General features: G+C 65.9%; 13 protein-coding genes. 7 read left to right on the forward strand and 6 right to left on the reverse strand.

The window, feature by feature from the left end; all coding sequences use genetic code 11:
* Nucleotides 1-180: 180 nt before the first annotated feature.
* A complete protein-coding gene (locus EJ068_RS27355; protein WP_348526950.1) occupies nt 181-1,665 on the forward strand; it encodes an FAD-dependent oxidoreductase in 1,485 nt (494 codons plus the stop codon).
* 97 nt (nt 1,666-1,762) lie between these two features.
* Here EJ068_RS27355 and EJ068_RS27360 read toward each other — a convergent pair whose 3' ends face one another.
* A complete protein-coding gene (locus EJ068_RS27360; RefSeq protein WP_127253273.1) occupies nt 1,763-2,197 on the reverse strand; it encodes a hypothetical protein in 435 nt (144 codons plus the stop codon).
* Nucleotides 2,198-2,310: 113 nt separating this feature from the next.
* On the reverse strand, nt 2,311-2,736 hold the full coding sequence (locus tag EJ068_RS27365; protein ID WP_128315414.1) for an SgcJ/EcaC family oxidoreductase: 426 nt from the start codon (nt 2,734-2,736) through the stop codon (nt 2,311-2,313).
* A 184-nt stretch (nt 2,737-2,920) separates the two neighbouring features.
* Between EJ068_RS27365 and minC the strand changes: the two genes are divergently transcribed.
* The 3 genes from minC to minE all read left to right on the forward strand — a co-directional run bounded on the left by minC (nt 2,921) and on the right by minE (nt 4,994).
* Nucleotides 2,921-3,811, forward strand: coding sequence for a septum site-determining protein MinC (minC, locus tag EJ068_RS27370; RefSeq protein ID WP_127253269.1), 891 nt, complete (start codon nt 2,921-2,923; stop codon nt 3,809-3,811).
* 98 nt (nt 3,812-3,909) lie between these two features.
* Nucleotides 3,910-4,725: a septum site-determining protein MinD gene (gene minD, locus EJ068_RS27375; RefSeq protein ID WP_126061655.1), complete on the forward strand. Its 816-nt coding sequence runs from the start codon at nt 3,910-3,912 to the stop codon at nt 4,723-4,725.
* Nucleotides 4,722-4,994 carry a cell division topological specificity factor MinE gene (gene minE / locus EJ068_RS27380; protein ID WP_042638296.1) on the forward strand — a complete coding sequence of 91 codons (273 nt, stop codon included), beginning with the start codon at nt 4,722-4,724 and terminating at the stop codon, nt 4,992-4,994. Before minD ends, minE begins: the two co-directional genes overlap by 4 nt.
* Nucleotides 4,995-5,208: 214 nt before the next feature.
* Here the strand turns inward: minE and EJ068_RS27385 are convergent, their stop codons facing one another.
* Genes EJ068_RS27385 through EJ068_RS27400 form a run of 4 tightly spaced genes read right to left on the reverse strand, consistent with a single transcriptional unit; the run spans nt 5,209 to nt 10,254 of the window.
* On the reverse strand, nt 5,209-6,981 hold the full coding sequence (locus EJ068_RS27385; protein WP_127253267.1) for an ABC transporter ATP-binding protein: 1,773 nt from the start codon (nt 6,979-6,981) through the stop codon (nt 5,209-5,211).
* The gene (locus tag EJ068_RS27390; protein ID WP_127253265.1) at nt 6,978-8,009 is read right to left on the reverse strand and encodes a glycosyltransferase; all 1,032 of its coding nucleotides are present in this window, start codon (nt 8,007-8,009) and stop codon (nt 6,978-6,980) included. Before EJ068_RS27390 ends, EJ068_RS27385 begins: the two co-directional genes overlap by 4 nt.
* Nucleotides 8,006-9,115: a glycosyltransferase family A protein gene (locus EJ068_RS27395; RefSeq protein WP_127386331.1), complete on the reverse strand. Its 1,110-nt coding sequence runs from the start codon at nt 9,113-9,115 to the stop codon at nt 8,006-8,008. Before EJ068_RS27395 ends, EJ068_RS27390 begins: the two co-directional genes overlap by 4 nt.
* Entirely contained in the window at nt 9,112-10,254 is a 1,143-nt protein-coding gene (locus EJ068_RS27400) for an acyltransferase (RefSeq protein ID WP_127253608.1), read from the reverse strand. Before EJ068_RS27400 ends, EJ068_RS27395 begins: the two co-directional genes overlap by 4 nt.
* Before the next feature lie 595 nt (nt 10,255-10,849).
* Between EJ068_RS27400 and EJ068_RS27405 the strand changes: the two genes are divergently transcribed.
* The 3 genes from EJ068_RS27405 to EJ068_RS27415 all read left to right on the forward strand — a co-directional run bounded on the left by EJ068_RS27405 (nt 10,850) and on the right by EJ068_RS27415 (nt 13,459).
* The gene (locus EJ068_RS27405) at nt 10,850-11,737 is read left to right on the forward strand and encodes a DMT family transporter (RefSeq protein ID WP_127253607.1); all 888 of its coding nucleotides are present in this window, start codon (nt 10,850-10,852) and stop codon (nt 11,735-11,737) included.
* Nucleotides 11,738-12,051: 314 nt separating this feature from the next.
* Nucleotides 12,052-12,573: a hypothetical protein gene (locus EJ068_RS27410; RefSeq protein ID WP_348527723.1), complete on the forward strand. Its 522-nt coding sequence runs from the start codon at nt 12,052-12,054 to the stop codon at nt 12,571-12,573.
* Nucleotides 12,574-12,946: 373 nt separating this feature from the next.
* Nucleotides 12,947-13,459, forward strand: a complete 513-nt coding sequence (locus EJ068_RS27415; protein WP_127253605.1) for a hypothetical protein — start codon at nt 12,947-12,949, stop codon at nt 13,457-13,459.
* Nucleotides 13,460-13,542 lie beyond the last annotated feature (83 nt).

Below are 13,542 nucleotides of genomic sequence, written 5' to 3' on the forward strand. Positions count from 1 at the left end.
CACGCCAGTTTAAAGACCCGCGCTAGCGCGTCGTCCAGGTTCAGGAACATTCCGCGTCGAACGGAGTTTGAAACGACGGCCCCCGCTCGCAGTGGCCAAGATCGGTCGATGAGGCGAGCTTATGTCGTCTCGGTGAGAAATGCGATGAACGTCAGCGGCGAAGCGACCAGATCTTTTTGGATGCTCGATACCAGCTTCCCCAGCGCTCCCCGCCTCGAACAGGACGAGCAGTGCGACGTGGCCGTCATCGGAGCCGGCATCGCCGGAGTTTCCGTCGCCTACGAGCTGGCCTTGGCAGGTCGCAAGGTGGTGCTTGTGGATCGCGGCCCTCTGCTCGGCGGCATGACTTCCCGCACGACCGCCCATTTGGCGCCCATCTGCGATGACGGTTTGAGCGCTCTGGTTAAGATGCGCGGCGAGGCCCTCGCGCGCGGATTTCAGGAAAGCCAGCAAGCCGCCGTCGACTGTATCGAACAGCATGTCGGCAGGCTGGAGATCGACTGCGACTTCCGGCGGCTGGACGGCTTCCTTTTCCCCGCCGCCTGGATGGATGAGAAAGAGGCCGCCAGAGAATGCAACAAGGAATATGCCGCCGCGGCAAAGATCGGCGTCGCGGTTGAGCATGGCAAGGGTGTAGCGCTCAAGGGCCATGAAAAGGCGCCCATCCTGCGCTATCCGAACCAGGCCACTTTCCATCCGCTGAAATATCTTCGCGCGCTGCTCGCCGATTTCCAGAAGCGAGGCGGCAAGGCATTCACCGATAGCGCCGTCGTCGAAATCGAGGAGGGAACGCAGGTTCGCCTGAAATGCGACGGCGGCTCAACCATCACCGCTTCGAACGCGGTGTTCGCCACCAATTCGCCGATCAACACCTGGGTAAAGATCCATAGCAAGATGGCGCCTTACCGCACCTATGCGATGGCTTTCGACATTGAAAGGGGAATTCTTCCCGACGCGCTCTACTGGGACATGGACGATCCCTATTATTATGTCCGACTCAATCCCGGCCCCAGCGAGACCGACTGTCTCATTGCCGGCGGCCGCGATCACAAATCGGGCGAAGCCGATGACGGCGAGGCTCGCTTTACTGCGCTCGAAGCCTGGATCAGGGCATTGGTGCCCGATCTTGGCAGAGAAAGAGCGAGATGGTCCGGTCAGGTTCTCGATACGATCGACTATTGCGGCTTCATAGGCCGCAGCCCCGGCAACGGCAACGTCTTCATCGCCACCGGCGACTCCGGACAGGGCATGACGCACGGCGCATTGGCCGGACTGCTGATCCGCGATTTGATCGTGGAAGGATCGAACCCCTGGGAAGCCGTGTACGCCCCGGACCGGACGCCGCCCGCAGCCTTTGCGCAATACGTCAATGAGAACCTCACGACGGTGAAGAACCTTGCTGGCTATTTGCTGCCCGGCGAGATCAAATCGGCTGACGATCTCAAGCCTGGTGAAGGCGGCATCCTTCAGGACGGCTTGAGCAAGCTCGCCGTATGTCGCGACTGCGACGGAACGCTGCACCGGCATTCGGCGAGCTGCACGCATCTGGGCTGCATCGTGCATTGGAATTCCACGGAGCAGTGCTGGGATTGCCCCTGCCATGGCTCGCAGTTCTCGCCAGACGGAACCGTCCTCAACGGGCCGGCGATCCGGCCTTTGGCCTAGCCCGGCGGGAGAGGCTTGACCGCTGCAATTCGCCCGACACTCGTCGGCTATAGCGCCCCAGCCACCGGCTCCGATTGTTCTGTTTCGTAGGATTCGCCTATCCCACCCAAACCGAGCACCCAACCTTCTGCCCGGTAACGCTATCCCGCACCACCTTCGCATCCACGCGCCGCAACCCCACCCGGTTGGCCCGCACTTCCTTGCTCGCGAGATAGGCCGGATCGCCCACTTCCCAGTGGTAGCGTGTGTTGGCGGGCGCCCGCATCCAGGTGAATTTCGACAGGTAGGCCACCTGTCCGGGCGTGGTGTCGGCGAAGCGGCAGTCGATGGTGGCGGGCATCAGGCCCTTCGCGGCCATCGCGTTGACGACCTTGTCGGCGTCGGCCGTCGCCAGCCATTGGTCGATGCCGCTCGTCTGGTATGCGTCAATGCCTGTCGGCTGGTGCGTCATGCACCCTCCCAGCAGCATCAGCGCCGCCAGTGCCGTGCCTGCCTTGCCTGCTCGCCTGCAGTCTTCCCGATAAATGCCCATTGCCCGTCTCCTTGTCCCTGAAGAGTGGAAAGTCCCGGGCGGGATGGTGCTCGGCTGCAGATCGCCTGTATATTAGCCGCTTCACATGCGCGACCCGAGCGGGCTTGGCCGCTCTATCGGCTTGCGCGGGCAGGGGGAGCGATCGCGCCTGGGACGATGTCGGTGTTCTGGGCCACCTTGATCCGCCATCCAAGCTGTTCCTTCTTCACCACCAGAAGCAGGATGCCTTCCCGCGTTCCGGCGGGCGAGCCGTCCGGGGCGGATGCGCCGGTCAGGGTCCATCTGTAGTGCACCGATGCGAGGCCGGGAGACAGCTCGACGACCGACGCGGCGACACCCTCCAGCCGGCTGTCGCGAAACATGGTCTTGTGCGTCGCGCGGTGCGCCGCTTCGATCTCGGCCCGGTCTTTCCACCACATGCCAACGACATTGACGAAATTGGCGTCCTCGCAAAACAGCGCCGCGAAGTCGTCCATGTCATGTCTGTTCCAGGCAACGGCGAAGGCGGCCGCGGCGTCCTCGGGCTTGCTGATCTCCATGACATGATCTCCCTTGCTTTCCGCCAGGCTGGGGTGAGACGATAGCGGCATCGGCAGGCCCTGTCACCGTGCGGCCACAGAACTTGGCCGCGCCACTTCCTTAACGGCCCTGATCCCCAAAATTAACCTTTTGTTAACCATTCGCCCGGCACCCTTTAACCATTGAGTAAGGATTCGCCTGGACGTGACCTTCGCCGCCCCCCTGCACAACAAATCGATCCGCTTCCGCGCCCGTTCCTTCGTCGCTTTCACGCTGACGCCGGAGGCGCCGATCGCCGACTGGCTGGAGGGACTGGATCGCTGGATCGCCAACTCGCCGGGCTATTTCAACGGTCGCCCGGTGGTGCTGGATCTCAACCTCCTCCAGCCGGGACCGGAGGAGATCGGCGCGCTGGTCGGCGTGCTCGGCTCGCGCGGCATCCGCGTCTATGCCATCGAACTGGAAGGCGCCGAGCTCGGGCCTGAGCTGCCGCCGCTCTTGGCCGGCGCCAAGGAGGCGACCGCCGAGGGGCTGCTGGGCCGGGCCGCGCGCAAGGCGCGGGCCGAGGAATTGGAAGTCGTCGCCGGGGAGCAGGCTCAGGCCGCTGGAGAGATCCAGCTGGTCGCGGAGGCGGTGCCGGCCGAGGTTCCGCAGATCGCGATGTCCGCCGACGAGCCGGTCGACCCCGATCTGGCGAGGCTCGAAGCGGTCAGGATCGAACCGGCGCAAGCCGCAAGCGCGGGCGCCGAGCCGCCGCGGCATTCCGCCGGCACGCTGATGATCAAGGCGCCGATCCGCTCGGGACAGTCGGTGTTCCATCCGCATGGCGACGTCATCGTGCTGGGTTCGGTCGCGTCCGGCTCGGAAATCGTCGCCGGCGGCTCGATCCATGTCTATGGCACGCTGCGCGGCCGCGCGATCGCCGGCTCGGAAGGCAATGTTTCGGCGCGCATCTTCTGCCGCAAGAACGAGGCCGAGCTGCTCGCCGTCGACGGCTGGTACACGACCGCCGAGGAGATGGAAGGCGTCTCGCGCGGCAAGGCCGTGCAGGCCTTCCTCGACAATGATGCGCTCTGCGTGGTGCCGCTCGGCTGAGGCCGCAAGCTTCGGACCGGTTTCGCGTGCCAAAGTTGTTACGAGTCCGCCGTGCCCGGCACGGTCATGAATAAAAATCGCCAACGGAGGCTGTATAAATGGGCAAGGTAGTCGTGGTCACATCGGGCAAGGGGGGCGTCGGCAAGACGACCTCGACGGCCGCGCTCGGCGCCGCCGTGGCCAAGACCGGCAAGAAGGTGGCGCTGGTCGATTTCGACGTCGGCCTGCGCAACCTCGACCTCATCATGGGCGCCGAGCGCCGCGTGGTGTTCGACCTCGTCAACGTCATCCAGGGCACCGCGAAGCTGTCGCAGGCGCTGATCCGCGACAAGCGGCTGGAGACGCTCTATCTGCTGCCGGCCTCGCAGACGCGCGACAAGGACGCGCTGACCGAAGAGGGCGTGGCCGAAGTCATAGCCAGGCTGCGATCGGTGTTCGACTATGTCTTCTGCGACAGCCCGGCCGGCATCGAGCGCGGCGCCCAGCTTGCCATGCGCTTCGCCGACGAGGCCGTCATCGTCACCAACCCGGAAGTGTCGTCGGTGCGCGACTCCGACCGCATCATCGGCCTGCTCGACGCCCGCACCATGAAGGCCGAGCAGGGCGAGCTGGTGCAGAAACACGTGCTGGTCACGCGCTACGACGCGGCGCGCGCCGCGCGCGGCGAGATGCTGTCGATCGACGACGTGCTGGAGATACTCTCCACGCCGCTGCTCGGCATCATCCCGGAAAGCCAGGATGTGCTGCGGGCCTCCAATCTAGGCTCGCCCGTCACGCTCTCGGAACCGCTCAATGGGGCCGCAAAGGCTTACCTCGAAGCGGCAAGGCGCCTTGAAGGCGAGGACCTGCCGGTGGTCGTCCCCTTCGAACGCAAGGGCTTCCTCGACCGGCTGCTCGGAAGGAGGGCCGCATGAGCATCCTCGACCTCTTCAAGCGGCGCACCAGCGCGCCGGTGGCGCGCGAGCGGCTGCAGCTGCTGCTCGCCTATGAGCGCCAGAGCCGCGGCCAGCCGGACCTCGTCTCCATCCTGCGCGAGGAGATCATGGCGGTCATCGCCAAGCATGTGCAGATCGACCAGGACTATCTCCAGGTCTCGATGGACCGCGGCGCCACCATGTCGACGCTGGAGATCGACATCCAGATCCCCAACAAGAGCGCCGCGCCGCTGGCCATGGCGGGGTGACGCCGACGCATTTCCTCGCCCCCGCCAAGGCGGGGGAGAGGTGCCCCGCGCAGCGGGGCGGAGAGGGGGCCTGCGACGCTGGCGGGTTCCCTCCGACTGCTTTCCAGGCCGGCGCGTTTCCCCCTCTCCGTCGCGGCTTCGCCGCGCCACCTCTCCCCCACCTTCGTGGGGGCGAGGAACCAAGGTTCCGAAGCGCCTCGATCCTTCGCGCTCCTCACTCCGGCTGGTACAACTCATCCATGCTGCGCGCCGCCAACTCGGCGAACGGCGCCTGCTTCCGCACCCGTCCATGCTCCAGGATCACCAGGTCGTCGCAGAATGAGATCGTCGAGTGGTGGTGGCTGATGACGATCGTCGTGCGGCGTCCGGCGCGCGACTTCAGTGTTTCCACGATCGCCGCTTCCGACAGCCCGTCGACGGCGTTGGTGGCCTCGTCGAGGATCAGGATGTCGGGATCGCGCACCAGCGCGCGGGCGAGCGCGATGCGCTGCCTCTGTCCGGCCGACAGGTTGACCCCGCGATAGCCGACGACCGTCTGGTAACCCTGCGGCAGGCGTTCGATGAATTCATGCGCCTCAGCAAGCTCGGCCGCGCGCCGCGCTTTTTCCGCGCTCGCCGTGTCCTTGCCGTAGGTGATGTTCTCGAGGATCGTGCCGTCCACCAGTTCCAGCTCCTGGCTCGCGAGGGCGATGTGCGCCCGCCATGCGACCGGGTCGATGTCGCCCAGCGGCGCGCCGTCGACGAGTATGCGGCCGCCGTCCGGCTCGACGAAGCGGCAGAGCAGGTTGACGATGGTCGTCTTGCCGGCGCCGGAGCGGCCGATCAGCGCCGTCGAGCGGCCGCTTCTTATGTCGAAGCTCGCCGCGTGCAGCACCGCCGCGCGCTGCTCCTCGTTGGCATAGCTGAAGCTCACGCCCTCGAAGGCGATTTTTTCGCTTAAAGACGCGAACGGCCGGCGGCCTTGCGGCGCGGCCGGCTTGCCCTCGGGATCGAGCAGCCAGGTCACTTCCTCCAGCGAGCCGGAAAGCCCCTGTAATTGGCTCCATGTCATCTGCAGGGCCCTGACATGCGGCTGCAGCCGATAGAGCAGGATGAGGAAGGCGGCGACCATCGGGAAGCTCAGGCCCGCGAGCCAGGCCCCGATCACCACCGCCAGGAACAACATGGCGTGCAGCACTTCGGTCAGCGGCGCCAGCGCGCCCTGGCGGTTGGAAAGCTGGAAGGCCGCCCGGCGCACGCCGTCCGACGCCGCCTCGAACGCCGCCTTCTCGCGCGCCTCCTGGCCGAAGATGCGGATCAGCCGGCCGGCATGGACCAGGTGCAGCATCCGTGAGGCCAAGGCGCTGTTGCGCGAGGCAACGCTTCGGCTTGGCTTTCTCAGATGCGCCGACAGCGCCATATGCGCAAGCTGGACCAGCGCCAGCCCGAGCATCACCAGCAGCGTCATCCGCCAGGAGAGCAGCAGCAGGAAGACGAGCAGGATGAGCGACGCCGAGGCGCTGACGATCGAGCCCAGCATCGCCTGAATGGCGTCCGAGGCCCGCCAGGATTCGCTGGAGATGATGTTGAGCAGCCGCCCGGGGCTCTCCTTCAGGAAGAACGGATAGCCGACATTGAGCAGCCGCTCGGCGAGCGCGCCGCGGATCGCCTGGCTGGCCTTGCCGTAGATATGTGCGGTTAGCACCGAATTGGCGAAGCCGAGCAGGTTCTTCAAGAGGATCGAGCCAAGGATCGCGGCCGCGATGGCAATCAGCCGCTCGCGCTCGCCGAGCCCGGCGCCGACCTTCTGCAGGAGGGCCGAGAAGCCCGCCATGCCGGCTGTGTCGCCATGCCCCATGATGATGCCGAGCAGCGGGATGATCAGCCCGATGCCGAAGCCTTCGAGCGCCGCGCTTGCAAGCCCGAGCGCGACGACGGCGGGCAGCAGGCCAAGCTGCCGGCTGCCGAGCGCCCGGCGCAGCATCGACAGGGGCGGGCGCCCGCTCATCGCGCGCCGGCCTCCGCCCTGGCCTCGATGGTCTCATTGCCCGACTGAGGCTTTCGAGCCGGCCGCTTGACAAGCACGAGAGCGATGAACTTCGCCGCGCCCGCGAGGTTCATCAGAACGATCGGCCAATGCGACAGTTTGAGCTCCTGGTCGAAGCGCGGCCCGCCGACGAGCTCGCGCATGGCGGCCCGGGCCGCCCAGTAGAAATGGCGCAGCAGCCAGGGCGCGCGGCGAAAATGCTTCAGCAACAGCGCGCCGTTGCCGAAATTATAGTCGCGGTGCAGCCGGTCGATCGCCATGCGGTCGCGCCGTCCGTGATGGTGGAAGATCGTCATGTCGGGCACATATTCAACCGCCATGCCGGCGAGCATCGCCCGCACCAGATAATCCGTGTCCTCGGCCGAGCGCAGCGCCCCGCCGGCGCCAAAGCGTTCGTCGAAGGGGCCGATGCGGGCGGCGACGTCGCGGTGCATGGTCATGTTGCAGCCGAGCACGAAGCCGCCCGGGTGGACCGCCGGCGTCAGCCGCTCGCGCTCGTCGCAGCGCTTGATGGTGAAGGGCAGGTCCAGCGCGTCGCCGGTCTCGACGCGGCCGCCGCGGATCAGCCATTTCTCGCCGCTCGCATAATGCCGCTCGAGGTCGATGAGATAGCTGCGGTCGAGCCTGCAGTCGTCGTCGACGAACACCAGCACCCGCCCGCGCGCCCGCGCCAGCCCCGCATTGCGCGCCGCCGCCAGTCCGGGGCGAGGCTCCGAGATTGCGGTCAGGGCGATGTCAGAGCTAGCGGCGGTCGCCGAAAGATAACTGGCCGTGCCGTCGCGCGAGCCGTTGTCGACCACCACCAGTTCGGCTGTGTAGGCCGGGTGCGCCCGGCAAGCGGCGCGGATCGATTCGATGCAGGCTTCGAGCACAGCCAGGCGGTCGCGCGTGCACACGATGAAGGAGACCTGTGGCCGCTGCCTGGGCCACGGAGGAGGGGGCAGGGCGGGGCGCAGGTGCCGCAGCAGCGGATGGCGCTCGGCGTTCATGGCGCGGCCATCCTGTAGGGCGCGAGCACTGACGCTGCCGGCGCGGATTTGAGGCGGTAGGCAAGCCCGTCGGCGCGCTTGCCCGCCCACATCGAGGCCTGGCTCAGCCAGGGCGCCCAGGCGCCGGGGCCGAGCGCGTATTTCTCCCGGCGGCGGATCGCGTTCCATTTCCCGGTCAGCGTCAGCAATTCATGTGTCAGCGCCGGCCGCTCCTCGTCATTGACGAGCTGGTAGAGGAAATAGAACAGGTTCAGCGCGCCGGCTTCCAAGCTCGGCCGCGTCGGGTCGGGCAATGCCGCGATCCGCTCTTCAAGCGCCCGGATAAAGGCGGCCGCCCGGCGCACGGTGTCGAGGCAGACGCGATCGCCGATAGCGCGCAGGTCCTCGCAGCCCTGCGCCAAACCCAGGCGCTCGAGATTCTCGCCGACAATCTTGAGATGCGTGCGCCGCATCTCCTTGCTGTGCCGGCTGGTCACGCTGCCGGGATGGACGCGGTAGACCAGAAGGCTTTCCGGCATCAGCGCCGCCGGATAGCGGTCGGCCAGCCGCCGGAAGAGGTCGAAATCCTCGGCGTGCCGGTAGTTGCCGTCGTAGTGAAGGTCGGCCTCGGAGATGACCTTGCGGTTGTAGACCACCGTCGGGTGCAGGAAGATGGTGAAGAATTTCGACAGCACGGTGAGGTCGAGACGGAACACCGGGTCGAGCCGCCCCTTAAGGACGCGGCCGTGCAGCAGCGTGTCCACCAGCGCGCCGCAGAAGCCGAGCTCCGGCCGCGCGGCAAACAGCGCCGCCTGGCGCGACAGCCGCCAGGGATAGGCGAAGTCGTCGGCGTCCATGCGCGCGACCAGCTCGCCCCGCGCGACCGCCAGCCCTTCGTTGAGGCTGGCGACGAGGCCACGGTTTTCGCGCGAGATGATCGATACGCGGCCGTCGTCCCGGCGGCAGCGTTCGAGGATCTCCAGCGACCTGTCGGTCGATCCGTCGTCGATGGCGATGATTTCGAGCCGGCCGTAGTCCTGCCGCAGGATCGACTGCATGGCGGCGGCCACATAGGGCTCGGCATTGTAGACCGGCAACAGCACGGAAATGAGAGGTGCCGCGGTCATGGTCGGCTCCGGTCCGTCGGCCGCAGATCGAGCGCCGGGGCGGCGCCGAACCGGAGGGCCTCGCTCGCGCCGCGCGGATGAGCGGGCGCGACATAGGGGAAATAGCGCTTGAGGCCGTTGAGCGGCTTCTCGAAGAACACCCAGGAGAGCGAGGCGACGACCAGCGTGGCGGTGCCCGCGACGAGGAACCGCCCCGGCCCCTGTTCCGAGACGTTGACCGGGATCCATGGCTGCGCCCTGACGGCACAGGCCAGAAGGATCGAATGATAGAGGTATACGCCGTAGCTGATGCGGCCGAGCCATAGCAGCGGGGGGAGTTCGGCCACCCTGCCCATTGTGCCGCGCAGGCCGTTCGAGCATGCGTCGACGATTGCCAGCATCGGCACCAGCGGCAGCACCTGCACCAGCGTCCAGCGCGGCCATTCCCAGGCCGAATCCGCCGGCCCGGGATCGGACTGGACCACGAACAGGAACGCCACCGCCAGGGCCGGCCAGCAGAGCCGCATCCATTGCGGCGCATCCGCGCCCCTGGCGCGGCGGACGGCAAGCAGGGCGCCGCAGCCAAGCGCGTCCATCGAGGCCGGCGGCAGCAGGTCGCGGGCCAGCGCCGGGTTGGCGGCGAGCGGCCAGTAGAACCGGTAGGCGAGCGAGAACGCGATGACGCCGATGGCGATCGCCTCGATGCGCCGGCGCGGCGCCAGAAGCACGATCAGCGGCCAGGCGAGGTAGAATTGCTCCTCGATGCTGAGGCTCCAGAAATGGCAGAGCAGCCAGGGCGTCCAGTCGTTCTGCCGCGCGTACCAGAAATTCGAGAGGTAGAGCGCATGCCAGGCGAGCGAGGGCCTGGATTGTTCCGAGGCGAACCATGCGAGCGCCAGGACCGCGAAGTAAGGCGGGAATATCCTGAGCATGCGCCTGGCATAGAAGGAACGCAGCGCCGGCCCGGAGGCGAATGCGCTGGTGTCACGCGCGTCCAGCAACAGCCGCGTGATCAAGAAGCCGGAAAGCACGAAGAACAGCCTGACCCCGAGATGGCCGACGAAGGACGAGCCGCCTGGAGCGAGGAAATGCGAGTAGAGCACCAGCATCACCGCAATGGCCCGCAATGCGTCGAGTTGGATGTCGCGCGCGTTCGCCATCAGCGGCATCCGTCAGGCCGGTCACGCCATGTGCCAGAGGGCGAGCAAATTTCGCCGCTGCGGGCCGACCGCTTGCCGTCCGAGCCCGGGGCGCAATCCCTGCCGGCCGGCAGAATGCCCATCCGAGTCACAATATTGGCATCCTCCAACAGGCATGCCCCCGCTCCACGATTGTAGCGGCGGATGTTGCGGTGCAACACAAAATGCTTACGATCCTGAAATAAGATGTGATCCCATTGTGGGCCGAAAATAGTTGTGCAACGAGATATCCATACGGTTGATCCAATGGTCCTATGAATTCATGGGCAATTGGTCTGATCTGCAGAAAGTATCAATCGCGATGGATGTCGGAGAGTTATCCTTGCAACCGCAGCGAGTATGATGGCGATATTGGAAGAAAGGCTCGATCGCGGCGCCAAATTCTACAGAAGAGTCCGCGGAAACATCTTGAATTTCAAGTTATTGTGCGGTGCAGCGGGCCTGCCGCCCGAGGAAGAGGCCGCCTTGTCCCATCATCCGCTGCCCGCTGCCTCACGACGGCGCTGCCGCAAAGGCCTTATCTCCGGTCCCGACCAAGGCAGGGGACGGAGAGCAAGTGACGTCGACGCCGATTGCAAAACCGCAGGCGCAAATGGGCGCCGTGCCCGTGCTCGGCCTGCTTGGCTCGATGCTGTCGGTGCAGATCGGCGCCGCCTTTGCCAAGGGCCTGTTCCCGGTGCTGGGACCGGAAGGCACGACCATGCTGAGGCTTGCCATCGGCGCGCTGATGCTGGCGGCGGTGCTGAGGCCATGGAAGGTGCTGCCCTCGCGGAAAACCCTGCCCTGGCTCGCCGCCTACGGCATCACCGTCTGCGCCATGAACCTGCTGTTTTATGCCGCGCTCCAGCGCATTCCGCTGGGTATCTGCGTGGCGCTGGAATTCACCGGGCCGCTGTTCGTCGCGACCCTCGGCTCCAGGCGCCTGCTCGACCTTCTCTGGGTGGGGCTGGCGATAGCCGGCATCGCGCTGCTGTCGCCCTTTGCCGGGATCAGCCGCGGGCTCGATCCGCTGGGCGTCGCACTGGCGCTGGCGGCCGGCGCCTGCTGGGGGCTCTACATCATCTTCGCGCAGAAGGCCGGCGCCGAACTCGGCGCGCGCACTTCCGCCTATGGCATGGCGATCGCCGCGGTGCTGGCGCTGCCTTTCGGCTTCGGCGCCGCGCAGCCCTATTTCAGCGATCCGCACGTCATCGCCGGCGCGGCCGTGGTCGGCCTGTTCTCCAGCGCGCTGCCCTTCTACCTGGAAATGCTGGTGCTGGCCCGCATGCCGGCCAGGGTCTACGGCATGCTTGTATGCCTGGAGCCGGCGGGCGCCGCGCTGACCGGCTTCCTGTTTCTGGCAGAGAAGCTCAACCTTCTGCAATGCGCCGGCATCGCCGCCGTCATTGCCGCCGCCTTCGGCACGGCGGTCGCAGCGCGGCGGCCCGCGCCTTCGCCGGCCTGACTCCACGGAAGCCGTCAGGCGCACCAGAATCCATTTCTGAGCGACGCGCTCCAAAGCGTTGCCCGGCTTGGAGAAATCGATGCGCGCGCGGCAATATCCGACCACATCCGGTGGTTGAAATAAGACTTAGGTCCTATGGAAAATAGCAATAAGTCCGAGTGGACAAGACAAGGGTCGTGGGCCACTTCCTAATCATGGGCTGATTGGGGATGCTTATGCTGCGACATTGCCGGTGGGGTAGTTCGGCCGACGAGCTGAAGGGCTGGCGTGGGGAGAGCGGGATGCGCTTAACGCGCAGGGGCTGCAGGCTGGTCTTGCAAGCGCTGACTGCGTTGGCGCTTGTTGTCGCGCCTTTCAGTCTCTCCCTCGATGGTGTCGTTGTGACCAAGGCCTATGCCGGCAATGGCGGCGGAAACGGCGGCGGCAATGGTGGTGGAAACAGCGGCGGGAACGGCGGCGGTAATAGCGGCGGCAGTGGTGGTGGTAACAGCGGCGGCAATAGCGGGAGCAGCGGCGGAAATAGCGGTAACGGCAATAGCGGCGGAAACAGCGGAAACGGAAGCGGCAACAGCAGCGGGAACAGCGGGAACAGTAACGGCAACAGCAGCTCGAGCAACAGCGCCAGCCAGGCAAGCGCCGCCGATGTCGACAGCCACGTGAACGCGGCGACCGGCGATAAGGTCGAGGCCACCGCCGGCAGCATCCAGGTCACGCACCGCAACGGAATGAAGGAGACGATCGAGAAGGGCCGGTTCAGGATGGAAGACAAATACGGACGCACCATCGTCGACCGCAAGGCCACCATGGCCGATCTCAATCGCCTGAAGAGTTTGTGAAAGCACAGTTTGTGAGAGCGAGGTTTTATCCGGATTAGATCTTAAGGGACCGAAGGTCAGCGCTGCAAAATCAGGTTGCCACCTTTTGCTTCGTCTCTACGGTCCTGATCGTCTTGCGATGGAATCTGGCTACTCACCTTACCCCCGCCTCCGTGCGGGGGTAATTTTTTCAAGCTGCGGCGATTGCTGCTGTTGCGACATTGGTCACCCATGGCGGCGGAAATGGTCTGATCGGCCGGAGCATGGGTCGTGGGCCGCTTTCGTCGCGTCGGAGGAATGTGATCCTTGCCTCCGTCAAGCGACCGGTTCCGCGGTGCTCGTGCCGAGAGCGGACCTTCGGCAAACCGAGGTGGAACCGGCAAGAAGGAAAAGAATGCGCCAACCCGCCCGCAAAAGGCTAGCCGACCTCTCGCTGCGCCTCGCTGTCGCGCTGGCGGTTGTGGTCGCGCCCTGCCTGCTGGCGCCGGGCAACGTGACAAAGCTCTTGTCCGCCGCCTACGCCGGCAACGGCAATAGCGGCGGCAACGGCAATGGCGGCAATTCGGGTTCCGGCGGCGGTTCCAACTCCGGCTCCGCAGGTGGCTCCAATTCGGGCTCCGCCGGCGGCAATTCCGACAACAGCAATGCCGGCGGGGGCAACCCCAATGCGGGACCAGGCAACAACAGCGGCAAGGGCCATGCCAATCCCGGCGGCAAGAACAGCTATACCAACGCGGCAACCGGCGACACGCTCTCGATCGACGGCAACAAGATCACCGTCGTCCACCGCAACGGCATGAAGGAAGAAGTCCAGAACGGCCGTTTCGAGATGACCGACGCGCAAGGCCGCACCATCATCGAGCGGCAGGCGACGGAGGAGGATCTGAATCGTCTGCTGAGCTTGTGAGGGCCGGGAAAGGCTACCCCCTTTATCCGATACCCTCGCATGTCACCCCCGTCCCTTGAGGCGGGGGTGATTTGCGCTGGGGG

The organism is Mesorhizobium sp. M2A.F.Ca.ET.043.02.1.1, from assembly GCF_003952405.1.
Taxonomy (GTDB): domain Bacteria; phylum Pseudomonadota; class Alphaproteobacteria; order Rhizobiales; family Rhizobiaceae; genus Mesorhizobium.